Source organism: Amycolatopsis sp. lyj-23 (assembly GCF_046549135.1).
In the GTDB taxonomy this organism is placed as follows: domain Bacteria; phylum Actinomycetota; class Actinomycetes; order Mycobacteriales; family Pseudonocardiaceae; genus Amycolatopsis.
Genome location: NZ_JAJPWN010000012.1, coordinates 309,009 through 333,514, shown reverse-complemented (window position 1 = coordinate 333,514; position 24,506 = coordinate 309,009). Strand labels below are relative to the sequence as shown.

Here is a 24,506-nt window from a genome sequence, read left to right as displayed (position 1 = left end):
CAACCCCACCGGCTTCGCCACCCCCACCCAGGAAAACATCTACGGCCGCACCACCAACGGCACCCTCACCCACTGGTACTGGAACACCGACATGACCACCCCCGACACCGAAACCTGGGGCCAGTGAAAGAAAGGAACCCTGTCATGCGAACCCGGATCACGCGATCGCTGGCCGCGGTGGCACTGGCCGCGGCGATGCTCGCCGCGGGCCACGGCACCGCGTCGGCCGCGGACACCACCACGACGCTGAGCTTCTCGGCACACCAGGACGACGACCTGCTCTTCATGAACCCGGACATCGCCTCCGACGTCGAGGCCGGGTACAACGTCTGGGTCACCTACCTCTCCGCGGGCGAGATACCCTGCGCGAGCCACAGCCCGTGCGGGATCGACTACGCCAACGACCGGATCGCGGGGGAGCGCGCCGCCTACGCCGAGACGGCCGGGGTGCCCAACTCCTGGACGTACGAGCAGATGTGGTTCGGCGGCCATCCCGTCGCGGTCAACCACCTCGACGGCACGAACGTCCACCTCGTCTTCACCTACATCCACGCGGCCGCCGGGCCCGAGGACAACTGCGGTGACCTGTACCGGATGCTGCACGACGACTCGTACGTGGCCCAGCCGATCGACAACCGGCCGGCGTACACGAAGGACTCGTTCGTCGGCATGCTGCGGTCCATCATCGACTACGTCCAGCCCGACTACCTGCGCACGCAGAGCACCCTCGGGCACCGGGAGCGTCGCGCCGACGGTGTGGCGGACAACGTCGACCACGTCGCCGGGGCGATCCTCGCGGCCGACGCGGACGTCGACGGCGCCGGCAACACCTGGATCCGGCGGGACGAGTACCAGGGCTACATCATCACCGATTACCCGGACAACGTCGGCGGCTACTGGCGCGACCGCAAGCAGCAGATCTGGAACGCCTACAAGCCGTTCGACTACCAGATCGGCCCGGCCTCGTGGGACAACGTGATGGGCAAGCAGTACCGGCCGGAGGGGCGGATCTTCTGGCCGGGCATCCCCTGGGTGCCGCCGGGCGACTTCAACCACTGCTAGTGGTGTTCCGTGGAGACCACTTCCCCGGAAGGGGTCTCCACGGACATCCGCGGTTCACCCGCCTCCCGTGCGCCGTACCGCTGGAAGATGGCCTGGGCTTCGGCGTGGGTGGCCTCGGCTTCGGCCGCCCGGCCGAGCGCTCGCTGCGCCTGCGCGAGGTCACGCAGGTTCCGTGCCCGCCACAGGGGCACGGAAAGCGCGTCGCACCACGTCAGCGCGAGTTCCAGGTGGTGGCGGGCGGACTCGGGTGCGCCGCGGGCCAGGTCGAGTTCGCCCAGCGTCCGGAGCATGAGGGCCTGGCCGAAGCCGTCCTGCATTTCGCGGCACGTCTCCAGCGCGTCTTCGAGTTTCCCGCGCAGCTCGGCCGCGTCGTGGCGGTTCTGTCTGATGTGGACTTTCACGAGCGCCTGGGTGGCGTAGGCGATCATCAGCCGGTCACCGATCCCGCGCAACAGGTCCAGCGCCTGCGCACAGGCGCCTTCGGCCTCGGTCAGGCGCCCGGCCGCGCGGTGCACGATGCCGAGGGAACGCAGGACGAGCGCGACACCGTGGTCGTCCGGCAGCGACCGGTAGTGGGCGAGGGCGCGCTCGAGCTCGGCAACGGCTTCGCCGAGCCGGCCGAGTTCGGTCAGGACCATGCCCCGTCCGTGGTGCCCCCTGGCCTCCGCCTGCCGGTCGCCGAGCTCGCTCAGCACCGGAAGGGCCTCGTCGAGCAGCTCCAGCGCCTCCGGGAGCCGCGCCTGCTCGCGCCGGGCGCTGCTCAACATCAGCTGGGTGACGGCCTGGCCGCGGACGTCGTCGACTTCGGCGTACGCCTCGAGTGCCTGTCCGTAGTAGTCGGCGGCTTCGTCGAACCGGTCCTGCTCGCTCCGCAGCCAGCCGAGCCCGGCCAGCAGCAGGCCCTGCCCCGACTTGTCCCCGGCCTGCCGCGCGGCCGCGAGAGCCGCACTGTGGGTCCGCCACCAGTGGTGGAAGTGGTTGTCCACGGCGAACGACGACGAGCAGAGCGCGGTCGCCAGCCGCACGGCCGTGTCGGCCAGCTCCAGCTCACTGGCGCGTTCGACGATGTGCACCAGCGTCGCCTGCTCGGCGTCGAACCAGGCCAGCGGCGTGCCGAGGGTGTCGGTGCGGACGACCTCCGGTGCCACCGCCGGTCCCGGCGCCGCCGTGCGCAGCGCACGCACCGGTGTGCCGCCCGACGCCCACTCGACCAGCCGGTACCACTCGTCGGTGGCCTGCCGGACGGCGAGCCGCAGCTGATCGGCGTCTTCTTCGGCTTCGGCCCGTTCCCAGCCGAACACGCGGATGAGGTCGTGGAGGCGGTACCGCGTGAGGCCCGATCCGTTGCTGCCGACCACATCGAGCAGCTGGGCCCGGACCAGGCCCTCGACGATGTCCTCGGCGTCGTCCGGCGGCACCGCGAGCAGCACGCTCACCAGCCAGGCACCGAAGTCGGGGACACCCAGCCAGGCGAGCCGGCGCAGGGCGGATCGCTCCGGTTCACTGAGCCCGCGGTAGGAGAGGACGAGGCTGCCGCGGACTTCGAGGTCGCCGATCGCGAGCTCGTTCAGGAACTTCCGCTGCTCGCGCAGCCGCGGGACCAGGCGCGACGGGCGCCAGTCCGGACGCGCGGCGAGGCGGGCGCCGATGATGCGGACGGCCAGGGGCAGGTTGCCGCAGAGGTGCACGAGCGTGCGGGCGGCGTCCGGTTCCGCGGCGATCCGGGTGTCGCCGGCGATCTGGGTGAGGAGTTCGAGGCAAGCGTCGTCGTCGAGCATCTGCAGGTCGACCTGCTCGGTGGAATCGAGCGCCGCCAGCCGTACGCGGCTGGTCAGGAGGCACAGGCAGTCCTCGCCGGTGGGCAGCAGCGGCCGGACCTGGCGTTCGTCGGCGGCGTCGTCGAGCACGACGAGAAGCCGCTTCGACGCCGAAAGTGCCCGGTACAGTTCGACGCGTTCGTCCAGCCCGGCCGGGATCCCGGTGTCGGCGACGCCGAGCGCGCGCAGGAACCGGCCGAGCACCTCCGCCGGTTCGACGGGCGACTGCTGCGCACCGCGCAGGGTCACGTAGAGCTGGCCGTCGGGGAACCGGTCTCGCAGCCGGTGGCTCACGTGGACGACCAGGGAGCTCTTGCCGGAGCCGGGTTTCCCGGAAATGGCGATGCGGCGAGCGGACGGATTGGTCAGCACCGCGGCTTCGGCGGCGCGACCGGCGAAGTCCGTGATGTCCGGGGGCAGCTGGCAAGGGCCGCTTCGCGCGGTTCCGTCATGGGCCGGCGGGACACCGGTCTCGTCCTCCTTCGCCTCACCCCGAAGGATCTGCTGGTGCAGTGCGCGCAGTTCCGGCCCCGGTTCGACGCCCAGTTCTTCGACGAGCAGGGTGCGCCCGGACTGGTAGCAACGCAGGGCGTCCGCTTGCCGTCCGGTGGTCCACAACGCGGTCATCAGCTGGCCGCGAAGGCGTTCGCGGAGTGGGTGCTCCGCCACGAGCGCCGTCAGTTCACTGACCAGTGCCGCTCCGCGGCCCAGGGCGAGCCGGCATTCGATGCGCTTCTCGAGCACGTCGAGCCGCTGGTCGGCCAGCCGGGCGGCTTCCGTCGCGGCGAACCGGGACTTGAGGCCGCCGAGTGCGGGACCACGCCACTGCTCGAGCGCCTCGCCGTAGCGGAGTTCGGCCGCTGCGTGGTCTCCGGCGTGGGCAGCGGAGTCGCCCTCAGCCGCCAGCCGGCCGAACTCCAGGAGGTCGACGGTGCAGCCGCGCAGCTCGATCCGGTATCCCGGCTGCTCGGTGAGGATCGCTCCGAGGCCCGGCTCCCCGCCGGGACGCTGGAACGCGCGGCGCAACGTCGAGACGTAGGTGTGGAGCAGGGCGGAGGCGCTGTCCGGCGGGGTGTCGTCCCAGATGATCGAAATCAGCCGGTCGGCGTGCACGACCCGGCCCTCGGCCAGCAGCAACGCCGCCAGGAGGGTGCGCGGCTTCGGCCCGCCCAACGGGATTTCCGTCCCGTCCCGCTGTGCCGTCACCGTCCCCAGAAGCTGAAACCGCATCGAGGCCCCCCTGCCCGTGAGATCACACGAACAGGTGACCCCGCTTCGGACCCTAGTTACCTCGCCGGATTCCGCACAAGAAGCGGATCACCCGCGGAGCAACGAGGCGGGGAAAGGCACCCGAACGGCGGAAACCCCCGGACGGGCGGGACGGCGACGTACTTGGTCCGCATGCTGCGCGACTTCCCGGGGTTGAGCGTGACGCGCCTGGCCTCGGGCCTCCCGATGGGCGGCGACCTGGAGTTCGCCGACGAGCTGACCCTGGGCCGCGCCCTCTCCGGCCGTCGCGTGCTCTAGGCGTCGAACCGGCGCAGGTCGTACAGGTTCAGCAGCCTGATCACCTTGTTCGCGTACTCCGGGTCGGTGGCGTACTTCTTCGCCACCGCCCGGATGAACGCGTCCGGGTCCTTGCGCACCGGCAGCGCCGCCGCGTAGTTCGGCGAAGTCGTCAGCAGCCGGCCGTAGTCGCGGAACGAGTCGTCGATCGACGCGTACGAGCGGAAATACGCGTCCACCGCGTGGCACGGCGCCGGAACGCACTCCGTCGTCGGGTACTGCGCGCACCGCACCGCCAACGGGCCCGGGCTCGTCGGCGTCACGCACTTGAAGCCGAAGTAGTTGCGCTCGGCCGTCGACAGCTTGCTGCGACCCCAGTTCGATTCCAGGATCGACTGCGCCACGGTCACCGACGCCGGGACGTCGTACTCCGCGTGGATCGTGCGCGCGATCGGGCTCACCGCGCCGACGTAGGCCTCCTGGAAGCCCGCCGCCAGCGCGGCGTCGCGAACAGCGCCCTGGTCGATGGGCGGGACCACCACCAGCACGGCCGCCAGTCCGATGTGGATCATGGCGGAACTCTGCCCGGCTCACCGCCGGGAAAAACCGGCGGTCACCCGGACGAAGGACTCAGCAGTAGCCGAGCTGCGCCAGCGTGTCCACGACGATCTCCGACGGGTGGTACTTGTCCATCCAGGACTCGCCGCGCCGGTTCTGGTACGTGTCGAGGAAGTTCTGCAGCTTGTCGCCGCGCATCTCGGTCAGCACCACCGTCTCGCCGAGGTGCTGCGGCGTTTCCGTGCGCTCGCGGTGCACCGCGCACGGCAGGCCGAGGTAGTAGCACTCCGCCGAAAGACCACCCGAATCGGTGACGACGTACTCGGCGCGGGCCACCAGCGGCAGGAACTTGAGGTACCGCATCTTCGGCTGGACGATGAACTGGTCGTCGAAGATGTTGCCGATGCCCAGCGCGCGGATCTTCTCGCGCTCCGGCGCGCCGGCCATGTACAGGATCGGCATCTTGCGGCTCTGCTCGCGCAGGATCTCCAGCGCCTCGCGGTACTTGTCCGGGCGCGAGACCAGCTCGAAGCGGTGCAGCGTGGCCAGGCCGAACTTCTCGGGCAGGTTCGGCACGTCCAGCGGCCCGTTGATGGCCAGGCGCATCGCGTCGATCGCCGTGTTCGCCTCGGTGTCGACGACCACCCCGCGGGCGTTGCGGAGGTTGTTGACCTCGCGGATGCTCGGCGCGAAGTGGATGTCGACGATCTTCGCCGCGATCTTCCGGTTCAGCTCCTCCGGCAGCGGCGAGAGGATGCTGCCCGACCGCGCGCCCGCCTCGACGTGCCCGACGCGGGACTTCAGGATCCGCTTCCCGATCAGCGAGCCGTACGGCGTGGTGAACGTGTCGCCGTGCACCAGCACCAGCGGGGGACGGCCGTCCTCGGTCAGCGCGGCGCGCAGCTCGTGGCGGCGGCTCCACGCCGTCCGCAGCACCTGCGCGGCCCAGCCCGGGACCTGGGCCGGCGACTCGAGGTTGTGGGCCTTGTCCTCGGGCACCAGCCAGACGTCCGGCTCCGGCATGTTCAGGTCGGCGAGCACGTCCGCGACCTCGTCGACGTGCTGGGCGGTGAACCAGATCTTCGGCCGCATCCCGCGCTCGCGGATCCCGTGGTAGACGGGCGCGATCTTGATCAGTTCCGCGGTGGTGCCGAGAATGAAGGAAATCACCAGAGAGCCCATTTCCGGTCGGGTGCGGTGGCGTAAGGATACTGGCCGACCCGGCGCGCGGGCCGCCGGGTAGCCTCGGCCCGGTGAGTGCGAACCCGCTCCTCCCCTCGCTCAGCGTCGTGATCCCGGTCTACAACGAGCAGGACTGGATCGAACGCAGTGTCGGCGCGCTGCTCGCTTCGGCGTCGGCCGCGAGCTGGCCGATCGAGGTCGTCGTGGTCGACGACGGCAGCACCGACGCCACCCCGTCCCGGCTCGACGACCTGCGCGAACGCCACGGCATCACCGTCCTGAGCCAGGCCAACTCCGGCCGGTTCGAGGCGCGGCGGGCGGGCATCGCCAAGTCGTCCGGCGAGTGGGTCGCGCTGCTCGACAGCCGGGTCATCGTCGACGAACCCACCCTGACGTTCCTGCGCGACCAGCTCGTGGCGCACCCCGAGCGCGCGGTCTGGAACGGCCACATCAACGTCGCGTCCGAGCACAACCCGTACGCCGGCTTCATGGCCGGCCTGGTCAAGGTGCCGTGGCGCAAGTACTGCGCGAACCCGCGGCTGATGTCCTACGGCATCGAGGAGTTCGACGTCTACCCGAAGGGGACGACGTTCTTCTGCGCCCGCCGCGGCCTGCTCGAGGGCTCGGTGACGGCGTTCGCGTCGCTGTTCGACGACCTCCGCTTCGCCAGCGACGACACCCGCATGCTGCGCTGGATCGCCGAGCGCGAGCGGATCTGGCTGGCCCCCGAGCTGTCGGCGACCTACAACGGGCGCGACTCGTTCAAGAAGTTCACGCAGCAGGCGTACTTCCGCGGCACGACGTACGTCGACTCCTACATCGCCTCGCCCGGCCCGGCCCGCAACGCCCTGTTCGGCGCGCTCGCGGCCGGCGTCATCGGCCTGGTCTTCGCCGCGAAGAAGCCGAAGACGACGCTGGCCGCCGGCGTCCTCGGCGCGGTCGCGGCGGGCGAAGTCGTCAAGAAGTGCGGTGCGACCGGCCCCGAGGCGCGCGCGGTCACCAAGCTGCTGCCGGTGTTCGCCGGCGGGTTCGGCGCCGGTGTCGGGCGCGGGCTGGCCATGGCCGTGCGGGCCAAGCTCCGCCGCCGATGAGCACCGAAGTGGACACCCCGGCCGGCGCGCGCAGCGGACGCACGACCGCGGGCAGCCTCGGCGGCTCGCTGATCGTGTCCATCGGCCTCGGCTACGTGCTCACGGTCGCCTGCCAGCGGCTGCTGCCGCCGCCGGAGTACGCCGTCTTCGTCACGTTCTGGGGCCTGGTGATGGGCCTCGGCAGCACGCTGTCGCCGCTCGAGCAGGAGCTCTCGCGCCAGTCCGCGGTGGCCGCGCTCACCGGCGGCAAGGCCGGCCGCCCGGCGCTGCGGGCGGTCGCGGTCGGCGTGGTCGTCGCGGCCGCGTTTTCGCTCGCGCTGCTGATCCCGCCGATCAACGACAAGCTGTTCCGCGGCGACTGGTCGCTGGCGGTGATCGTGCTGGCCGGCGGCGTCGCGTTCGCCTGCCAGTTCGGCACGCGCGGGCTGCTCATCGGGCAGCACAAGGTGAAGGCGTTCTCGCTGCTCGTGGTGGCCGAACCGGCCATCCGCGCCCTGGTACTGGGCGTCCTGTTCGTCTCGGTCGCCTACAACGTCGTCTCGCTGGCGATCGCGGTCGCGGCCGGCTCGTTCGCCTGGCTGCTGTTCGCGCGCCCGGCCCGGCGGCTGCTCGACTTCCACGTCGAGGGCGACGGCTGGGGCGTCACCTCCCGCCGGATGGGCATGCTCCTGCTCGGCGCGGCCCTGACGGCGGCGGTCATCACGGGTTACCCGGCCCTGGTCGGCCTGCTCGCCCCGGGCGGCGACGGCGACCGCGTCGGCGCCTTGTTCGCGGCCCTGGTCATCGCGCGGCTGCCGCTGACGCTGATCGGACCGGTGCAGTCACTGGCGGTGCCGTTCGTCGTCCGGCTGTCGGTGACGGAAGAGGGACGCCACCGGCTGCGCCGCGTGCTCGCGCTCGGCGCGCTGGCGTCCCTGGTCCTGGCGGCGCTGGGTGCGCTGGTGGGCCTGTGGCTCGGCCCGTGGGCGGTCCGGTTCATCAGCGGCCCGAAGTACGCCATCGACGGCTGGTCGGTGGCGGGGCTGGTGTGGTCGTCGGTGCTGCTGGTGCCGATGCAGCTGTTGACGGCGGTCCTGGTGGCCCGCACGCAGGCGAAGCTGGTGCTGGCGACCTGGGCGGTGGTCACCGGCACGGCCTCGCTGGTGCTGCTGTTCCTGCCGGGCGACACGGTGTTCCGCGCGGTGATCGCGTTGGCGGTGGCCCCGACGCTGGGACTGGCGGTGGTGCTCGCGTTCGTGCTGCGGCGGGCGCCGGAGCCGGTCGAGTCCGGCCCGGACGCTGCCTGAGGTTCTCACCGGATCGACCTGGCCGAGACCTGCCGGATCGATCTGGCCGAGGCTTGCCGGATCGCCTGCCGGATCGCCCCCGGCCAGGGCCCGCCCTCCCTGGGGGACCATCCCCGGCTTCAGCCTATCGGGCCCGCCCGACGAAAACCTCCGCCGAGGAGCCGTCCGAGCCAAGTTGTCCACACCCCGGCTCGATTGTGGAAGACGAGCTCCAGCCCCAGGTGGGAGGCGAACTTCAGCCCGGGTAAAAGCGAACTTCAAGCCCCGGGTGGAAGGCGAGCGTCAGCCCGAAGGAAAGCCGAACTTCAAGCCCCGGGTGGAAGGCGAGCGTCAGCCCGGAGGAAAGGCGAGCTTCAACCCAGGTGGAGGGCGAACTTCAGCCCGGGTAAAGCCGAACTTCAAGCCCCGGGTGAAAGACAAGCCTCAACCCCATAAAAACAAACTTCAGCCCGCGGGCCAAAGCGAGCTTCAGCCTCGGGGCGGGGTCTGCGGCAGGTCCAGCCGGTACACGCTCACCGTTCCCGCGCTGAACACCTTCGTCAGCCCCGGCAGTCCCGAAAGCCGGCTCAGCCCCGGCGCCAGGCTGTACGTCAGCTTGCCCGTCCAGTGGTGGCCGTCCGTGCCGACCGTCGGGGCCGAGGAATCCACGTACACCCAGCGGACGTTCTTCTCGCGCAGGATGTTCTGGACCTGCGGGTCCGCCGGGTAGTAGTTGAACATCGCCAGCAGGGTGACGTTGTCCTGGATCGGGCTGTGGCCGTCCGGGACGATGTTGAGGATCGGCAGGTCGTAGTCGACGTACAGCAGCGTCGACCCGTCGTTCGCGTTGTTCAGGATCGTTTCGCCCGGCGCCGCGTGCTCGTGCAGCCACTTCGCCGCCGCGTCGTCCGAAGCGTCGTAGCGGACGAACTGCGGGGCCGCGTAACGCTGGCTCAGCGACAGCGCGCCGGTGTTCATGTAGCCGCGGAACGACGTCACCGTGAGCGCGCCCAGCAGCACCACGATCAGCCCGTACGCCACCGCGGGCCGGAGCCGCGCCGGGATCGGGTTGCGCTTCCGGACCGCGACGACGAACAGCCCCAGCGCCGCGAACAGGACTCCGGCCAGGGGCGGAATCAGCAGGTAGATGTGGGTGTCGAGGCGGTTGGCGACCCGGTAGTAGTACCGGCCGATCATCGCGCCGAAGCCGGAGTTGGGCGAGTAGTGGAAGCTCACCACGACCGCCGCCCAGAACAGCCACGCCGTCAGCAGGGGCCACGCCCGCCGCGAAAGGAGCGTGGCGACGACGCCCGCCAGGCCGAGCAGGCCCAGCACCAGCTGGCCCATCGTGCCGCTCGGGTCGAAGTAGCCGCCGTAGGGCAGCCGGGCGACCAGCTCGAACGACGCGCCGAGCTGCGTGCCGCGGATGTTGGCCGGCGCGTCGACCACCGAGCCGTTGCCGAGCCGCAGCAACGCCAGCACGTCCGGGACGATGAGGACGACCGCGACCACGCCCGCCAGTACCAACGGCAGCAGCGCGCGGACGAACGCCAGGCGGCCCGCCTTGGTGAACAGCAGGCCCACCATGGCCGCGACCGTCGTCAGCGCGACCGAGGTCAGCGCGCTCGGGTGCAGGTTGAACGCACCGGCGGCGGCCACGCCGACCAGCACCGCGCGGCCCCCGTTGCGCTTGCCGATCACCAGCATCACGGCGACGAGCCCGGGCATGAGCGTCATCGCGGCCGCGTTCGGCAGGACCCCGCCGTCGTGGGCGAAGGCGATGCCGGGCCGGTACAGCTGCACGGAGACCAACGCGGCCACCCCGGCGGCGAGCTCGACCCAGCCGCGGCCGAGCCTCCCGTGCCGCAGCACCGCCGCGGTGAGGGCGGCCACCGACAGCGGCAGCACGACCACCGAGAACACGACGGTCACCAGGTTCAGCGACAGCATCGTGTCTCCGAAGACGTCGGTGAGCAGCGCGCTGATGTCGGTGAAGCCGGGCGGGTAGAACTGGACGTTGGTGTCGTGCACGACGTCGATGGGCAGGATCTGCCAGGGCGCGGCCTTGCCGGTGAAGTGCGTGAAGGCGGTCAGCACGGCGTGCGTGACGGTGTCGTGCTCCTGGGTCGGCGTCCGCCACGACCCGAGGCCCTTGTGCCACACGCGGATGCCGAGCCCGACGCCGCCGACGGCGATCAGCGCGCCCAGTACCTGCGCGATCGTCCCGGCCCGGCCGGTCAGCGTGCGCAGCCGCGGGTCTTCGGCGGGCTCGACCGGCTCCGCGGCCGGACGGCGGCGGCGGACCAGCCACCGCACCCCGCCGAGCACGAGCAGGACGACCACGAGCGCGACGAGCGCGGTCAGCAGGCCGAAGCGGAGTCCGGTGACCCCCGTGAACAGGGACACCAGCAGCACGAACCCGGTGGTCAGCGGCGCCGAAAGGCCCGCGAGCCACAGCCGTTCGCGTACGCCGGTGACCACGAGGATCGAGAACCCGGGGAGCAACACCACCAGGATTCCCACGGCCAGCCGGACAGCTTCGGACAGCATGCCTTCTCCGATCAACAAAGCCGTCAACGCCCGGAGTCTAGGGGTGACCGCGGTGTGCCCAGGATGCGGGTGACGTGCGCGGTTGACCGGCCGCCCGCTCGGCGAACGGTGTTCACCACGGCCACCGCACCCGGGTCCGCGGCTGTGACAGCAAGTGAAGGGCTAAGGTGATCGCGTGTCTGTGACCTCGGCGACCTCGGTGACCAGCCGCCGCGTGCTCATCGTGATGCCCGCCCTCAACGAGTCGGCCAGCGTGGCGTCCGTCATCGAGCACGTGAAGCGGGCCTGCCCCACCGCCGACCTGCTGGTCGTCGACGACGGCTCGGTGGACGACACCGCCAAGCTGGCCCGCGCCGCGGGCGCCGAGGTGGCCCGGCTCGCCGTGAACCTCGGGGTCGGCGGCGCGATGCGCACCGGCTTCCGCTACGCCGCCGCCCGCGGGTACGACGTCGTCGTGCAGGTGGACGCCGACGGCCAGCACGACCCGGACGAACTCGACGCGCTGCTGCGCGGCCTCGACGACGCCGACATCGTGATCGGCTCCCGGTTCGCCGGCAAGGGTGCGTACAAGGCCAGCGGGCCGCGCAAGTACGCCATGGTCGCGCTGTCGATCGTGTTCTCGCGGCTGGCGAAGACCCGGCTCACCGACGTCACGTCGGGCTTCAAGGCGATGGGGCCGCGCGCGATCCGGCTGTTCGCCGGCTACTACCCGGCCGAGTACCTCGGCGACACGGTCGAATCGCTGGTCATGGCCATCCGGGCCGAACTGATCATCAAGGAGATCCCGGTCATCATGCGCGAGCGCGCGGGCGGCACGCCCAGCCACTCGCCCGTCAAGTCGGCGGTCTACCTCGGCCGCGCCGGGCTCGCGCTGCTGCTCGCGCTGGTCCGCCGCCGTCCCGCGGTCGACTCCTCGGATTCGGCTTAAGGAGCTTGGGAAGATGGCCGGTTGGCGCATCCTCAGCATCGTCATCGCCTGCTTGGTGCTCTTCGTCGTCGTCGAGATGATGCGGCGGCGCAAGCTGCGGGAGAAGTACGCGGGCGTGTGGCTGGTCGTGGCCATCGGCGTCGTGGTGCTGGCCGCGATCCCGGCGGCCGCGCAGTTCCTGGCCCGGCTGACCGGGGTGGAGACCCCGTCGAACTTCGTCTTCCTCCTGGCCGGCGTCGTGCTGGCGCTCGTGTCGCTGCACCTGTCCACCGAGACCGGGCACCTCGAAGAAGAGGTGCGCACGTCGGTCGAGGAGATCGCGCTGCTGCGCTGTGAACTCGAGGACACCCGTCGCGAGCTGGCGAGCCGGATCGCCGAGCTCGAAGCGAAGACGGCGGCTCCCGACGACGTCAAAGGGCTCCCGGAGGTCGAGCGCGTCAGCAAGTGACGCGCTGATCGACGCCCTGCTCGCCGCGCCCGCGCGGCTGGGACCGGTGCGCGTGCTGGCGATCGACGGTCCGTCGGGCGCCGGGAAGTCGACGCTCGCCGCCGAGGTCGTCGCCGGGCTGACCGCCCGCGGGTGCCGCCCGGCCCTGGTCAGCACCGACGCCTTCGCGACGTGGGACGACCCGGTCGCGTGGTGGCCCGAGCTCCTCGACGGCGTCCTGCGGCCCCTGGCCGGCGGCGTCGCGGGGGCGTACCGGCGAATGGACTGGTCCACCGGGACGCCCCGGCCGGGCGAGCTCGTCCGGGTGCCCGTGCCGGACGTCCTGGTGCTGGAAGGCGTTTCGAGCGGCCGGGCTTCGGCAAGACCCCTGCTTTCCCACCTCTGCTGGCTCTCCGGCGGTTCGGAGGCCGAGCGGCTGGCCAGGGCGGTCGAGCGCGACGGGGCGGCCGCTCGAGCGGATTTGGCGCGGTGGCAACGGTTCGAACGCGGCTGGTTCGCCGTCGACGGCACCGCCGAAGCCGCCGGAACCCGACTTTCGTAGGGGACGAAGTGGTCACTCAGCGTGACGGATAGGTCCGGATCGATCCAGCGGTCCGTAGCCGGATACACGTCCGGACCAATGTCGGTACCGCCATCTGTGTCAGTGATCGGACACTCGACGGAGCCGCAGACGGCAAATGGTCACATTCTGTCGCGATTTACGGACACATTGCGGTCAAATCGACGTCCACGTAGCGCGATCGTAACCTCACGTGCTTAAGTGCGGGCCGAGTTCCCGCTAGTGTCGGCGAGCACACCGATCGTCCGTCGAGTTCCTGACCGACCGGACGGTGACTTTGAACCCGAAACATCTCCCAAGGGGTGCCAGATGCAGCAATTGCGGCTGACCCGGACACGCCGCGTGGCCCTGATCGGGCTCGCCGGCGCGCTCGCGGTCTCGCTGTCCGCCTGTGCGGAATCCAAGCGCGACGAAGGCGCGGGGGGTGGTTCCGGGGGCACCATGATCTTCGGCGCGGCCGGCAACCCGAAGTTGTTCGACCCGATCTTCAACGACGAGGGCGAGACCTTCCGGATCACCCGGCAGATCTTCGACACGCTGATCCAGAACAAGCCGGGCACCGCCGACCTCGAGCCCTCGCTGGCCGAGAAGTGGGAGCCGAGCAACGACGGCAAGACCTGGACCTTCTCGCTCAAGCAGGGCGTGAAGTTCTCCGACGGCACCGCCTTCGACGCGACCGCGGTCTGCTTCAACTTCGACCGCTGGTACAACATGAAGGGCGCCGCCGCCCAGAGCCAGATGATCTACTACGCCGACGTCTTCGGCGGCTTCGCCAAGAACGAGAGCACCGACTACAGCGACCCGGTCTACAAGAGCTGCGAAGCCAAGGACCCGGCGACCGCGGTCGTGAACCTGAACAGGGCGAAGGGCGCGTTCCCGGCGGCCTTCACCCTGCCGTCGTTCGCGATGCAGAGCCCGACCGCGCTCAAGCAGTACAAGTCGGACGAGGTCACCCAGTCCGGCGACTCGTTCACCTACAGCGAGTACGCGAACAAGCACCCGGTCGGCACCGGCCCGTTCAAGTTCGACAGCTGGGACCAGGGCAAGGGTGAGATCACCCTGTCCAAGAACGACACCAGCCCGACCCAGACGGCCAAGCTCGACAAGCTCATCTTCAAGGTGATCCCGGACGAGAACGCCCGCAAGCAGGCCCTCAAGGCCGGCGACATCCAGGGCTACGACTACCCGGCGCCCGCGGACTACGGCCTGCTGCGCAACGAGGGCGAGCAGGTGCTGGTGCGCCCGCCGTTCAACGTGCTGTACCTGGGCATCAACCAGTCCGGCCCGGCCGGTGAGAAGCTGAAGGACGTCAAGGTCCGCCAGGCGCTGGCCTACGGCATCAACCGCGAGCAGTTCGTCAAGAGCAAGCTGCCCGAGGGCGCCGAGGTGGCCACCGAGTTCGTGCCCAAGACGATCTCCGGCTACACCGACGAGGTCACGAAGTACCCGTACAACCCGGAGAAGGCGAAGCAGCTGCTCCAGGAGGCCGGGGCGACGAACCTGACGCTGAAGTTCTACTACCCGACCGAGGTCACCCGTCCGTACATGCCGAACCCGGCGGACGTCTTCACCTCGATCTCCGAGGACCTGAAGGCCATCGGCGTCAAGGTCGAGGCCGTCGCCAAGCCGTGGAACGGTGGCTACAAGGACGACGTCCAGAAGTTCGGCAAGCAGGACCTGCACCTGCTCGGCTGGACCGGTGACTACAACGACGCCGGGAACTTCGTCGGCACCTTCTTCGGCCGCAAGAAGCCGGAGTTCGGGTTCGACAACCCGCAGCTGTTCCAGGCGCTGGCCGCCGCGGACGCTTCGCCCGCCGGCGACGCGCACGCCAAGGCGTACCAGGACGTCAACAAGCAGATCATGGACTACCTGCCCGCCATCCCGATCTCCTACGGCCCGCCCGCCATCGTGGTCGGCCCGAAGGTCAAGGGCCTGGTCGCCAGCCCGCTGACCGACGAGCGGTTCAACACCGTGACCGTGAACTGACGGTTCCACGCGCCGCGAGGCATGGGGTGGGCGCTACCGCGCCCACCCCATGTCCGTAAGCAGCGGGCTGCCCCCTAAGGACTGCAAGTGCTCCGTTTTCTCGTGCGTCGGCTGCTACAAGCGATCCCGACGCTCCTCATCCTGTCCATCCTGGTCTTCGCCTGGCTCCGGTCGCTGCCCGGAGGGCCCGCGGCCGCCCTCCTCGGCGACAAGGCAACGCCGGAAAAGATCGCCAACCTCAACCACGTGCTGGGGCTCGACCAGCCGGTCATCATCCAGTACTTCAAGTTCCTCGGCCGCGCGATCACCGGTGACTTCGGTGCGTCGCTCGTGTCGACCCAGCCGGTGATGTCGGAGATCGGCACCTTCCTGCCGGCCACCATCGAGCTGGGGATCTCCGCGATGATCATCGCGGTGCTCATCGGCATCCCGGCGGGCTACCTCTCGGCGCGCTACCGCGGCGGCGTCGCCGACAACGTGATCATCGTGCTGACGCTGATCGGCGTCGCGGTCCCGGTGTTCTTCCTCGGCTACATGATGCAGGACCTGCTGGCCGGGCCGCTGGGCCTGCCGTCGCAGGGACGGCAGACCGCGGGCCTGGACGCGACCGCCATCACCAACTTCGCCGTCCTCGACGGCATCATGACGAGCGAGTGGGACGCCGTCTGGGACGCGATCAAGCACCTGATCCTCCCGGCGTTCGCGCTCGCCACCATCCCGCTCGCGGTGATCACCCGGATCACCCGCGCGTCGGTGCTCGAAGTGCTCAACGAGGACTTCATCCGGACCGCCAACTCGAAGGGCCTCACGCAGCCCGTCGTCCGGCGGCGGCACGTGCTGCGCAACGGCCTGCTCCCGGTGGTCACCACCATCGGCCTGCAGACCGGCGCGCTGCTCGGCGGCGCGGTGCTGACCGAGCGCGTCTTCAACTTCCGCGGCCTCGGGTTCCTGCTGGCCGAAGGCATCGAACGGCGTGACTATCCCCGGCTCCAGGCGCTGCTGCTCTTCGGCGCGCTGGTGTACGTGCTGGTGAACATGCTGGTCGACGTCTCGTACGGGATCATCGACCCGAGGGTGCGTGTGCGATGAACACTCTGCTGAACAAGAAGAAGGAGCCGATCGACAAGCTGGCCGCGGCGAGCGGGCACAGCCTCGGCGGCGAAGCCCTGCGGCGCATGCTGCGCAGCCCGGTCGCCATCACCGGTGCCGTGATCACCGGCCTGTTCGTGCTGCTGGCGATCTTCGCGCCGCTGCTCGAGCCGAAGGACCCGCTCGAGCGGTACCTGCAGGACAAGGTCGCGCTCGGCCAGGGGATCATCCCCGGCTCGCAACCGGGTTTCCCGCTCGGTGTGGACGACTTCGGCCGCGACGAGCTGTCGCGGCTGATCGCCGGCGCGCAGAACACCCTCCTCGTCGGTGTGCTGGCGACGGTGATCGGCGTGCTCCTCGGCGTCATCATCGGCGGGCTGGCCGGCGCGTTCGGCGGCTGGGTCGACACCGTCCTCATGCGACTCGTCGACGTCATGCTGTCGGTGCCGTCGCTGCTGCTGGCGATTTCGGTGGCGGCGCTGTTCGCCAAGCCCAGCCAGTGGACGGTGATCCTCGCCGTCTCGCTGATCGGCGTGCCGATCTTCGCGCGGCTGCTGCGCGGCTCGATGCTGGTGCAGCGCGGCAGCGACCACGTCCTCGCCGCGACGTCGCTGGGTGTCAAGCGCGGCGCGATCGTGTTCCGGCACATGCTGCCGAACTCGCTCGGCCCGGTCATCGTGCAGGCCACGCTGACCCTGGCGACCGCCATCCTGGAGGCCGCGGCGCTGTCGTTCCTCGGTCTGGGCGACCCGGACCCGAACCGGGCGGAGTGGGGCATCATGCTGAGCAAGGGCGCTCGGCAGTTCCTCGACGTCCGGCCCGAGCTGGCGTACTACCCGGCGATCGCGATCATCATCGTCGCGCTCGGGTTCACGCTGCTCGGCGAGTCCCTCCGCGAAGCCCTCGACCCGAAGAACAGGCGGTGAGAACCCATGGCACTCCTTGAAGTCCGCGACCTCACGGTCGAGTTCGTCCGCCGTGGCGAGCAGTCGTTCACCGCGGTCGACCACGTCAGCTTCGACGTCGAGCCGGGCCAGACGGTCGGCCTGGTCGGCGAGTCCGGCTGCGGCAAGTCCGTGACGTCCCTGGCGATCATGCGGTTGCTGGCCAAGCGCGGCAACAAGGTCAGCGGTTCGGTGCGCTTCGAAGGCACCGACCTGCTTGCGCTGTCCGACCGCGAAATGCGTGACCGCCGCGGCCGCGACCTCGGCATGGTCTTCCAGGACCCGCTGTCCTCGCTGAACCCGGTCATCCCGATCGGGCTGCAGATCACCGAGGTGCTGGAGCGCCACCGCGGGTTGTCCCGCAAGGCGGCGTCCACCGAAGCGGTGGACCTGCTCGACAAGGTCGGCATCCCCGACCCGTCCCGGCGGCTTTCCGAGTACCCGCACCAGCTTTCCGGCGGGATGCGGCAGCGCGCGCTGATCGCGATCGCGCTGGCGTGCCGTCCGCGGCTGCTCATCGCCGACGAGCCGACGACCGCGCTGGACGTCACCATCCAGGCGCAGATCCTCGCCCTGCTGCGGGAACTGGTGCAGGACACCGGCACCGCGCTGATCATGATCACGCACGACCTCGGCGTCGTCGCCGGGCTGTGCGACGAGGTGAACGTGCTCTACGGCGGCAAGATCGTCGAGCGCGCGCAGCGGCACCAGCTGTTCGCCGAGCCGCGGCACCCGTACACGCACGGCCTGCTCGCCTCGATCCCGCGCCTGGACGCGGGCCGCGGCGAAAAGCTGATCCCCATCCGGGGTTCGGTGGCCGACAACATCCCGTGGGACCACGCGTGCGCGTTCGCGCCGCGCTGCCCCAACGCGCTGCCGGTCTGCCGCGAGGTCCAGCCGCAGCTGGCGCCCGACCAGGGCGGGCTGCTGCGCTGTCACAACCCCGTGCGGCCGCCGGTCGCCGCGGGAGGAGGAACCCGATGACCCGTCCTGCTGGTGACGTGCTGCTCGAGGTCACCGACCTCAAGGTGCACTTCCCGATCAAGCGCGGCATCGTGTTCGACCGGACGGTCGGGCACGTGTACGCGGTCGACGGCGTCGACCTGGCCATCCGCCGCGGCGAAACCTACGGCCTGGTGGGCGAGTCCGGCTGCGGCAAGTCCACGTTGGGCCGGGCGATCCTGCGGCTCAACGAGCCCACCGCCGGTTCCGTGAAGTTCGACGGCACTGACGTCGCCCAGCTCAAGGGCGAGGAACTGCGGAAGGCCCGGCGCCGGATGCAGATGGTCTTCCAGGACCCGATGTCCAGTTTGGACCCTCGCCAGTCCGTGGAGTCGATCCTGCTGGAGGGCATGCACGCGCACGGCCTCGACCAGGACAAGGAAGCCACCCAGCGGCGGCTGCGCGAGCTGCTGGCCGCGGTCGGTCTCCCGGAGACGTCGCTGCGGAAGTACCCGCACGAGTTCTCCGGCGGGCAGCGCCAGCGCATCGGCATCGCGCGGGCGCTGGCGGTGGAGCCGGACCTGATCGTCGCCGACGAGCCGGTGTCCGCATTGGACGTTTCGGTGCAGGCCCAGGTGGTGAACCTGCTGGAGGACCTGCAGGCGGAGCTCGGCCTGACCTACGTCGTGATCGCGCACGACCTCGCGGTGGTGCGGCACATCTCCGACCGCATCGGCGTGATGTACCTGGGCGCGCTGGTCGAGGAGACCGACGCGGACTCGCTGTACCGGGACCCGCTGCACCCGTACACGCGGGCGTTGCTTTCGGCCATCCCGGTGCCGGACCCGGTGGTCGAGGACACCCGCGAGCAGATCCTGCTGGCGGGCGACCTGCCTTCGCCGGCCAACCCGCCGTCGGGCTGCCGCTTCCACACGCGCTGCCCGTGGCGGCAGGCGAGCCTGTGCGACACCGACCGCCCGCAGCTGCGTGAGATCGGCGGCGGGCACCGGGTGGCGTGCCACTACGCGGAGGACATCCGCGACGGGCGCATCCAGCCGCACGAGGTGGAGCCGGAGCTGGTGGAGCTCACCGGGGCGCTGAACCCCGACCTGGGCCCGCCGGACGTCGGCACCTCCGCCGAGATCCTCTGAGGTACGGCCGGCCGGGCGTTGTCCCGGCCGGCCGTTCTCACGTTTCCAGCTCGGCGGCCCGCGACTGCAGGTACGCCTGCTCCGGCAGGCTCAACGTCCGCCGCGCGGCGGCCAGGTACGCCTCCCGGGCGCCGGGCGCGTCCCCGGAGCGCTCCAGCAGGTGCGCGCGGATCGCGTCGACGCGGTGGTGCTGCGCCAGCGCGGAATCCTGCTCGGCTTCCGCCAGCTCCGCGAGCCCGGCTTCGGGGCCGTAGACCTGCGCGAACGCCACCACCCGGTTCAGCGTGACCATCGGCCCGGGCGCCACGACCCGCAGCAGGTCGTAGAGGGTGAGGATCTCGGCCCAGCCGGTCTCCGCGGCGGTGGCGGCCTCGTCGTGCACCGCGGCGATCGCCGCCTGCAGCTGGTAGGGGCCGACGGGCGCGGTCGCCAGCGCCCGGGTGATCAGGGCGACGCCTTCGTCGATGAACGCCCGGTGCCAGCGCGTGCGGTCCTGCTCGGCCAGCGGGACGAGCGCGCCGGTCGCGTCCGTCCGCGCCGGGCGGCGGGCCTCGGTCAGGAGCATCAGCGCCAGCAGCCCGGTGACCTCGCCGTCGTCCGGCAGTTCCGCGCGCAGCTGCCGGGCCAGCCGGATGGCCTCGGTCGTCAGGTCGACGCGGCTGAGCGCGTCGCCCGAGCTGGCGGTGTGGCCTTCGGTGAAGATCAGGTAGAGCACCTGCAGGACGGCGGCCAGCCGTTCGGGACGGCCGTCCTGCGTGAGGCGTTCGCCCTTGAGCTTCTGTTTCGCGCGGCTGATCCGCTGGCCGATCGTGGCTTCCGGGACGAGGAAGGCCCTCGCGATCTCGGCGGTGGTCAGCCCGCCGACCGCGCGCAGCGTGAGCGCGACCTGCGACGGCGGCGTCAGCGACGGGTGGCAGCAGAGCAGGAGCAGGGTCAGGGTGTCATCGACCCCGCTGACCGGCTCCTGCTCGGGCGGTTCCAGCTGGGCGGCGGTTTCCTCACGCCGTTGCCGCGCGGTCTCACTGCGCCACTGCTCGATCCGCCGCCGCGAGGCGGTGGTGATCAGCCACCCTTTCGGGTGATCCGGAACGCCATCGCCCGGCCACTGCCGAGCCGCGGCGAGCAGCGCCTCCTGGACGGCGTCTTCACAGGCGTCGAAACCGCCGTACCGCCGGACCACCGCGGCGAGCACCTGCGGCGCGAGCTCCCGGAGCAGGCGTTCGACGTCGCTCACAGCTCGGGCCCGTGCAACCCCATCACCGGCCGCACCTCGACGACACCGAACGACGCTTCCGGAATCTTCGCGGCGATCTCGAGGGCGCGTGCCTCGGTGTCGCAGTCGAGCAGGTAGAAGCCGGCGAGGAACTCCTTGGTCTCGGCGAACGGCCCGTCGGTCGTGCTGCCGCCGCTGATCCGCTTGGCGAGTTCGGGGAAGGCGAGCCGTTCGGAGACGATGCGCTCGCCGGAGGCATCGAGTTCGTCGTTGAGCCGCTGGTAGTGGGCAAGCCCGGCGGCGCGCTGTTCGTCGCTCATCCCCGCCCAGGCTGTGCGCGAGTGGGGGTTGCCGTAGATCAGAACCACGTACTTCACGGGAGCCTCCTCGAGGACGTCCGGGTTCACCCGGCTGAAGCCCCCGACCGCTCCCCACCACTCCCTGGGGGGCGTGCCCAAGTCCATTCTATCGGCGGTCCCTGACGGAACCGGCTGATCGGGGCGTTTCGGCGGGAGTTGTCCACATGGGTTGGGGGCTGTGGACAGGTCTGTGGACAACTTGGGGATGCGGCCGTGGATGGCTCTGCTTGGGTCCCTCCACCGACCCGAACGCCGGATTGTTCAACGGCCGTCGTGCCGCGTCAAGGCGGGAAAGCGTGCCTTGACCCGGCGCGACGGCCGCTGATGGGGCTGCGTATCGGGTCGGCAGGGGGTGTGCTCGCTGGCGTGCCGACGCTGCCGGACGAGGGCGTACGTGCTCGGTGGGTGCCGACGTTGCCGAATTGAGGGCGTGCCTGCTGGGTGGGTGCCGATGGGGTCCGGTTGCAGAAGGACGCGCGCTGAAAGCGATGCCGACCGTGCCGGGTCCGAAGATCGGTTCCCGCTCCATCGCGTCGGGTGAAAAAGACGTGCCTGCCGGACAAGACCCGAGAGCGCGTTTCCGGCCCCTGTGCTGGAGGAACCCGCGGCTACCCCGACCAAAGTCGTACCTCGGGCAATACCTGAGGATGCCGCCCCGGCGGCTCCACCCCCGGTACGCTTCGGAAAGCGAACACCAATCCGGACGTGGTACCAGGGGGTACGGGCTGTGCACATCGACCAGTGGCTGGCGTCGATCCCGGCGATCTCGGTGTACCTGATCGTCGGCGGCGTCATCATGATCGAAAGCCTCGGCATTCCCCTGCCCGGCGAGGTCGTGCTGGTCAGCGCCGCCTTGCTGACCTTGAGCCACCCGAACCTGAGCCCGTTGTGGGTCGGCGTCGTGGCCAGTGCCGGCGCCATCATCGGGGACAGCATCGGGTACCTGATCGGGAAGACCGGCGGGCAGCGGCTGTTCGCCTGGGCCGGGCGGAAGTTCCCGAAGCACTTCGGGCCGACGCACATCGCCAACGCCGAACGGATCTTCAACAAACGCGGCATGTGGGCCGTGTTCTTCGGCCGGTTCATCGCGTTCCTGCGCATCCTCGCCGGCCCGCTCGCCGGGTCGCTGCGCATGCACTACCCCAAGTTCCTCTTCGCCAACGCGCTCGGCGGCATCGCCTGGGCGGGCGGCACGACCGCCCTCATCTACTACGTCGGCGAGGCCGCCGAAAAGTGGCTCGGCGACTTCTCCAAGTACGGCCTGGTCGCGGCCATCGTGATCGGTGCCGTCGTCTTCGTCGTCATGAAGAAGCGCCTCGGCCGCGAGCACAAGAGCGACGCGGAAGCCCCGAAGCAGGAAGAGACCGCCGCCTAAACCGCGACGAGCTCCCGCTTGGGCGCGGTTCGCAGCGACCCGAGCAGCACCCCGGCGATCACCACGACGGCGGCGCCGACCTCCAGCCAGGTCGGCCGCTCGCCCAGCAGCAGGAACGACGCCGTCAGCCCGACCACCGGCACCAGCAGCGAGAACGGCGACACCACGCCCGCCGGGTTGCGGCGCATCAACGTCGTCCACAGGCCCGAGCCCACCACCGTGCCGATCAGCACCACGTACGCCAGCCCGCCCAGCGCGGTCAGGCCGGTCGGGGTGCCGAGCGTCGTCAGCGACCGCCACTGCGCGGCTGGGCCCTCCATGACCAGCGACAGCGCGAACATCGGCAGCGGCGGCACCACTGACATCCACAGCGTGAAGTGCAGCGGGTTGTCCGGCTCGGCCTTGCGCGTGCTCAGGTTGCCGAACGCCCAGCTCAGCGCGGCCAGCAGCGTCAGGATCATCGGCAGCAGGGCGGCGTGCCCGGACTGCTGCCACGCGATCGCCGCCATCCCGGCCACCGCCAGCGCGATGCCGGCCAGCTGGTGCGGCGTGACGCGTTCGCCCAGGAAGACCGCGCCGAGCAGCACCGTGAACGGCGCCGACGCCTGCAGCACCAGCGACGCGAGCCCGGTCGGCATCCCGGTGTTCATCGCGATGAACAGGAACGCGAACTGCCCGGTGCCGAAACCGAGGCCGTAGCCGAGCAGGTGCCGCACCTTCACCTTCGGCCACGGGACGAACAGGATCGTCGGCACGGCGATCACGGCGAACCGCAGCGCGCCCGCGAACACGGGCGGGAACTGGCCGAGCGTGGCGTGGATGGCCAGGAAGTTGAGGCCCCAGAGGACGGCGACGAGCACGGCGAGCAGGCGATCACGGGCGGGCATGCCTCCACTCTCGCAAGCCGGACAGTGAAGGACCAGCGAGATTATCTGCAGGGACCTTGTAGCTGTGCTTCAAGTACAGTGGCCGCGTGGATCTGGGCCGGCTGCGCACCCTGCGAGAGTTCGCCGACCGCGGCAGCGTGACGGCGGCGGCGCGGGCGCTGCACTGCACGCCGTCCGCCGTCTCGCAGCAGCTGCGCGCGCTGCAGGGCGAGGTCGGCCTGCCGCTCACCGAGCCTGCCGGGCGCGGGCTGCGGCTGACCGACGCGGGCCGCGCGCTGGTCGCCCGCGCCGACGAGGTGCTCGCCGCGCTCGAGCGGGCCGAGTCCGAACTGGACACCTACCGCAGCGCGCCGCGCGGGCGGGTGCGGATCGCGATCTTCCAGTCGGCCGGGCTGATGCTGCTGCCGGGGCTGCTGACCCGCGTCGCCGGGTACGAGGGCCTGGAGGTCGACGTCCGGGACGTCGACATGACGCCGCCGGAAGTGCCGGGCCTGGTCGCGGACTACGACATCGTCGTGGCCCACCGCGACGAGCACGCGCCGGAGTTCGACTCCGGTCGGCTCGACGTGGTGCCGCTGCTGCGGGAGCCGCTCGACGTCGCGCTGCCGGTCGGGCACCGGCTGGCGAACCGCCGGCGCGTCGAGCTGTCCGAGCTGGCGGACGAACGCTGGATCAGCGTCGACTTCGGCTTCCCGGTGGACGACGTGCTGCGCTCGCTGACCATCCGCACCGGCGTGCGGCCGGTCGTGGTGCAGCGGATCAACGACTTCCGGATCACCGAGCGGCTGGTCGCCGCGGGCCACGGCATCGCGCTGCTGCCGCGCTACACGATGGACGCCCGCCGGGGCAGCGGGCTGGTCGCCCGGCCGCTGGCCGGGATCCGCGCGGCGCGGCTGGTGGAGGCGGTCTGCCGCACCGGCGCCCGGCAGCGGCCGGCCGTGGCCCAAGTGATCGAGGAACTGCGCGCCGAAGTCGGTCAGCTCACCGCTTGAAGCCGCGCAGGTACGCCAGCGCGATGCCGAGCGCGTCCTCCAGCGCGGTGAGGTCGTGCCGGATGTGGGCCAGCAGCAGTCCACCTTGGACGGACGTCATCGCCGCCTGCGCCAGCCGCGCCGGATCGGCGTCGGGCGCGAGCTCTCCCTTGTCCTGCAACGTTCGCAACCCGCGCTCCAGGTGCGACTCCCACGTCCGGTAGGCCCGGTCGACCAGTGGCGCGAGCTTCGGGTTGTCGCCCACTTCGCCGGCGAGGTTGCCCAGCGGGCAGGCGATCGGCGCGCCCGCGCGGCGGTGGACGTCCAGCAGCTGGCCGGTCCACGTTTCGAGGTCGGCCCACGACGCGAGGGTGAAGATCGCCGGCTGGTTGCCGAGTATCTGCTCGACGTACCGGTCGATCACGGCGCCGACCAGCTGTTCCTTGTTCTTGAAGTAGTGGTACATCTGCGATTTCCCGGCCCCGCTCGCGGCGAGCACCTTGTCGACGCTGGTGCCCGCGACGCCGTCGACGTACATCAGCGCGGCGGCCGCGTCGACGATCGCTTCGCGCGTCCGCTTGCCGCGCGGGGTCGAAGCCGCTTGCGTCTCCATGTACCGG

General features: G+C 70.6%; 22 protein-coding genes and 1 pseudogene. 15 read left to right on the top strand and 8 right to left on the bottom strand.

Annotation, left to right across the window (positions count from 1 at the left end; genetic code table 11):
- Window positions 1-37 precede the first annotated feature (37 nt).
- Both ACLJPY_RS30305 and ACLJPY_RS30300 read left to right on the top strand, forming a co-directional pair.
- Window positions 38-127 (top strand): hypothetical protein, encoded by a 90-nt coding sequence (locus ACLJPY_RS30305; protein ID WP_410593561.1) that lies wholly within the window; start codon window positions 38-40, stop codon window positions 125-127.
- Between the two features lie 17 nt (window positions 128-144).
- Window positions 145-1,062 carry a PIG-L family deacetylase gene (locus tag ACLJPY_RS30300; protein ID WP_410593537.1) on the top strand — a complete coding sequence of 306 codons (918 nt, stop codon included), beginning with the start codon at window positions 145-147 and terminating at the stop codon, window positions 1,060-1,062.
- Here ACLJPY_RS30300 and ACLJPY_RS30295 read toward each other — a convergent pair.
- Window positions 1,059-4,109 (bottom strand): AfsR/SARP family transcriptional regulator, encoded by a 3,051-nt coding sequence (locus ACLJPY_RS30295; RefSeq protein ID WP_410593535.1) that lies wholly within the window; start codon window positions 4,107-4,109, stop codon window positions 1,059-1,061. The genes ACLJPY_RS30300 and ACLJPY_RS30295 overlap by 4 nt on opposite strands.
- Before the next feature lie 132 nt (window positions 4,110-4,241).
- Between ACLJPY_RS30295 and ACLJPY_RS30290 the strand changes: the two are divergent.
- A pseudogene (locus tag ACLJPY_RS30290) lies at window positions 4,242-4,406 on the top strand (recombination protein RecR); the annotation flags it as partial.
- Here ACLJPY_RS30290 and ACLJPY_RS30285 read toward each other — a convergent pair.
- The gene (locus tag ACLJPY_RS30285; RefSeq protein WP_410593534.1) at window positions 4,403-4,957 is read right to left on the bottom strand and encodes a glucosaminidase domain-containing protein; all 555 of its coding nucleotides are present in this window, start codon (window positions 4,955-4,957) and stop codon (window positions 4,403-4,405) included. The pseudogene ACLJPY_RS30290 and the gene ACLJPY_RS30285 overlap by 4 nt on opposite strands.
- A gap of 58 nt (window positions 4,958-5,015) precedes the next feature.
- Window positions 5,016-6,125 (bottom strand): UDP-N-acetylglucosamine 2-epimerase, encoded by a 1,110-nt coding sequence (locus ACLJPY_RS30280; protein WP_410593533.1) that lies wholly within the window; start codon window positions 6,123-6,125, stop codon window positions 5,016-5,018.
- A 71-nt stretch (window positions 6,126-6,196) separates the two neighbouring features.
- Between ACLJPY_RS30280 and ACLJPY_RS30275 the strand changes: the two genes are divergently transcribed.
- Window positions 6,197-7,216, top strand: coding sequence for a glycosyltransferase family 2 protein (locus ACLJPY_RS30275; RefSeq protein ID WP_410593531.1), 1,020 nt, complete (start codon window positions 6,197-6,199; stop codon window positions 7,214-7,216).
- The gene (locus ACLJPY_RS30270; protein WP_410593529.1) at window positions 7,213-8,502 is read left to right on the top strand and encodes a hypothetical protein; all 1,290 of its coding nucleotides are present in this window, start codon (window positions 7,213-7,215) and stop codon (window positions 8,500-8,502) included. The genes ACLJPY_RS30275 and ACLJPY_RS30270 overlap by 4 nt, the downstream gene beginning before the upstream one ends.
- Before the next feature lie 468 nt (window positions 8,503-8,970).
- Here ACLJPY_RS30270 and ACLJPY_RS30265 read toward each other — a convergent pair whose 3' ends face one another.
- Window positions 8,971-11,031: a DUF6541 family protein gene (locus tag ACLJPY_RS30265; protein WP_410593528.1), complete on the bottom strand. Its 2,061-nt coding sequence runs from the start codon at window positions 11,029-11,031 to the stop codon at window positions 8,971-8,973.
- A 226-nt stretch (window positions 11,032-11,257) separates the two neighbouring features.
- On the opposite strand from ACLJPY_RS30265, the gene ACLJPY_RS30260 reads away from it, so the two are divergent.
- The 8 genes from ACLJPY_RS30260 to ACLJPY_RS30225 all read left to right on the top strand — a co-directional run bounded on the left by ACLJPY_RS30260 (window position 11,258) and on the right by ACLJPY_RS30225 (window position 19,081).
- Window positions 11,258-11,959: a glycosyltransferase family 2 protein gene (locus tag ACLJPY_RS30260; RefSeq protein WP_410593559.1), complete on the top strand. Its 702-nt coding sequence runs from the start codon at window positions 11,258-11,260 to the stop codon at window positions 11,957-11,959.
- Between the two features lie 13 nt (window positions 11,960-11,972).
- Complete coding sequence (locus ACLJPY_RS30255; RefSeq protein ID WP_410593526.1) at window positions 11,973-12,407, top strand: DUF2304 domain-containing protein; 435 nt, start codon at window positions 11,973-11,975, stop codon at window positions 12,405-12,407.
- Between the two features lie 52 nt (window positions 12,408-12,459).
- Window positions 12,460-12,948, top strand: coding sequence for a uridine kinase (locus tag ACLJPY_RS30250; RefSeq protein ID WP_410593558.1), 489 nt, complete (start codon window positions 12,460-12,462; stop codon window positions 12,946-12,948).
- A gap of 327 nt (window positions 12,949-13,275) precedes the next feature.
- Window positions 13,276-14,955: an ABC transporter substrate-binding protein gene (locus ACLJPY_RS30245; RefSeq protein WP_410593525.1), complete on the top strand. Its 1,680-nt coding sequence runs from the start codon at window positions 13,276-13,278 to the stop codon at window positions 14,953-14,955.
- Window positions 14,956-15,042: 87 nt separating this feature from the next.
- A complete protein-coding gene (locus ACLJPY_RS30240; protein ID WP_410593523.1) occupies window positions 15,043-16,044 on the top strand; it encodes an ABC transporter permease in 1,002 nt (333 codons plus the stop codon).
- Window positions 16,041-16,970, top strand: a complete 930-nt coding sequence (locus tag ACLJPY_RS30235; protein ID WP_410593522.1) for an ABC transporter permease — start codon at window positions 16,041-16,043, stop codon at window positions 16,968-16,970. The genes ACLJPY_RS30240 and ACLJPY_RS30235 overlap by 4 nt, the downstream gene beginning before the upstream one ends.
- 6 nt (window positions 16,971-16,976) lie before the next feature.
- Window positions 16,977-17,972, top strand: a complete 996-nt coding sequence (locus ACLJPY_RS30230) for an ABC transporter ATP-binding protein (protein ID WP_410593520.1) — start codon at window positions 16,977-16,979, stop codon at window positions 17,970-17,972.
- Window positions 17,969-19,081 (top strand): ABC transporter ATP-binding protein, encoded by a 1,113-nt coding sequence (locus ACLJPY_RS30225; protein WP_410593519.1) that lies wholly within the window; start codon window positions 17,969-17,971, stop codon window positions 19,079-19,081. The genes ACLJPY_RS30230 and ACLJPY_RS30225 overlap by 4 nt, the downstream gene beginning before the upstream one ends.
- A 37-nt stretch (window positions 19,082-19,118) precedes the next feature.
- Here ACLJPY_RS30225 and ACLJPY_RS30220 read toward each other — a convergent pair whose 3' ends face one another.
- Both ACLJPY_RS30220 and ACLJPY_RS30215 read right to left on the bottom strand, forming a co-directional pair.
- A complete protein-coding gene (locus ACLJPY_RS30220; protein ID WP_410593518.1) occupies window positions 19,119-20,315 on the bottom strand; it encodes an RNA polymerase sigma factor in 1,197 nt (398 codons plus the stop codon).
- A complete protein-coding gene (locus ACLJPY_RS30215) occupies window positions 20,312-20,671 on the bottom strand; it encodes a YciI family protein (RefSeq protein ID WP_410593517.1) in 360 nt (119 codons plus the stop codon). Before ACLJPY_RS30215 ends, ACLJPY_RS30220 begins: the two co-directional genes overlap by 4 nt.
- A 709-nt stretch (window positions 20,672-21,380) precedes the next feature.
- Between ACLJPY_RS30215 and ACLJPY_RS30210 the strand changes: the two genes are divergently transcribed.
- Window positions 21,381-22,028 carry a DedA family protein gene (locus ACLJPY_RS30210; RefSeq protein WP_410593516.1) on the top strand — a complete coding sequence of 216 codons (648 nt, stop codon included), beginning with the start codon at window positions 21,381-21,383 and terminating at the stop codon, window positions 22,026-22,028.
- Here the strand turns inward: ACLJPY_RS30210 and ACLJPY_RS30205 are convergent.
- Window positions 22,025-22,915, bottom strand: coding sequence for an EamA family transporter (locus ACLJPY_RS30205; protein ID WP_410593515.1), 891 nt, complete (start codon window positions 22,913-22,915; stop codon window positions 22,025-22,027). The genes ACLJPY_RS30210 and ACLJPY_RS30205 overlap by 4 nt on opposite strands.
- Window positions 22,916-23,001: 86 nt before the next feature.
- On the opposite strand from ACLJPY_RS30205, the gene ACLJPY_RS30200 reads away from it, so the two are divergent.
- On the top strand, window positions 23,002-23,907 hold the full coding sequence (locus tag ACLJPY_RS30200; RefSeq protein WP_410593514.1) for a LysR family transcriptional regulator: 906 nt from the start codon (window positions 23,002-23,004) through the stop codon (window positions 23,905-23,907).
- Here ACLJPY_RS30200 and ACLJPY_RS30195 read toward each other — a convergent pair.
- Window positions 23,897-24,499, bottom strand: a complete 603-nt coding sequence (locus ACLJPY_RS30195; RefSeq protein ID WP_410593512.1) for a TetR/AcrR family transcriptional regulator — start codon at window positions 24,497-24,499, stop codon at window positions 23,897-23,899. The two genes, ACLJPY_RS30200 and ACLJPY_RS30195, sit on opposite strands and share 11 nt — an antisense overlap.
- Window positions 24,500-24,506: the final 7 nt, after the last annotated feature.

Excerpts from the sequence above, each read along its gene's own strand:
- ACLJPY_RS30300 (WP_410593537.1), top strand. The coding sequence starts at position 145 with ATGCGAACCCGGATCACGCGATCGCTGGCCGCGGTGGCACTGGCCGCG.
- ACLJPY_RS30295 (WP_410593535.1), bottom strand. The coding sequence starts at position 4,109 with ATGCGGTTTCAGCTTCTGGGGACGGTGACGGCACAGCGGGACGGGACG.
- ACLJPY_RS30285 (WP_410593534.1), bottom strand. The coding sequence starts at position 4,957 with ATGATCCACATCGGACTGGCGGCCGTGCTGGTGGTGGTCCCGCCCATC.
- ACLJPY_RS30280 (WP_410593533.1), bottom strand. The coding sequence starts at position 6,125 with ATGGGCTCTCTGGTGATTTCCTTCATTCTCGGCACCACCGCGGAACTG.
- ACLJPY_RS30270 (WP_410593529.1), top strand. The coding sequence starts at position 7,213 with ATGAGCACCGAAGTGGACACCCCGGCCGGCGCGCGCAGCGGACGCACG.
- ACLJPY_RS30265 (WP_410593528.1), bottom strand. The coding sequence starts at position 11,031 with ATGCTGTCCGAAGCTGTCCGGCTGGCCGTGGGAATCCTGGTGGTGTTG.
- ACLJPY_RS30260 (WP_410593559.1), top strand. The coding sequence starts at position 11,258 with ATGCCCGCCCTCAACGAGTCGGCCAGCGTGGCGTCCGTCATCGAGCAC.
- ACLJPY_RS30255 (WP_410593526.1), top strand. The coding sequence starts at position 11,973 with ATGGCCGGTTGGCGCATCCTCAGCATCGTCATCGCCTGCTTGGTGCTC.
- ACLJPY_RS30245 (WP_410593525.1), top strand. The coding sequence starts at position 13,276 with ATGCAGCAATTGCGGCTGACCCGGACACGCCGCGTGGCCCTGATCGGG.
- ACLJPY_RS30235 (WP_410593522.1), top strand. The coding sequence starts at position 16,041 with ATGAACACTCTGCTGAACAAGAAGAAGGAGCCGATCGACAAGCTGGCC.
- ACLJPY_RS30230 (WP_410593520.1), top strand. The coding sequence starts at position 16,977 with ATGGCACTCCTTGAAGTCCGCGACCTCACGGTCGAGTTCGTCCGCCGT.
- ACLJPY_RS30225 (WP_410593519.1), top strand. The coding sequence starts at position 17,969 with ATGACCCGTCCTGCTGGTGACGTGCTGCTCGAGGTCACCGACCTCAAG.
- ACLJPY_RS30205 (WP_410593515.1), bottom strand. The coding sequence starts at position 22,915 with ATGCCCGCCCGTGATCGCCTGCTCGCCGTGCTCGTCGCCGTCCTCTGG.
- ACLJPY_RS30195 (WP_410593512.1), bottom strand. The coding sequence starts at position 24,499 with ATGGAGACGCAAGCGGCTTCGACCCCGCGCGGCAAGCGGACGCGCGAA.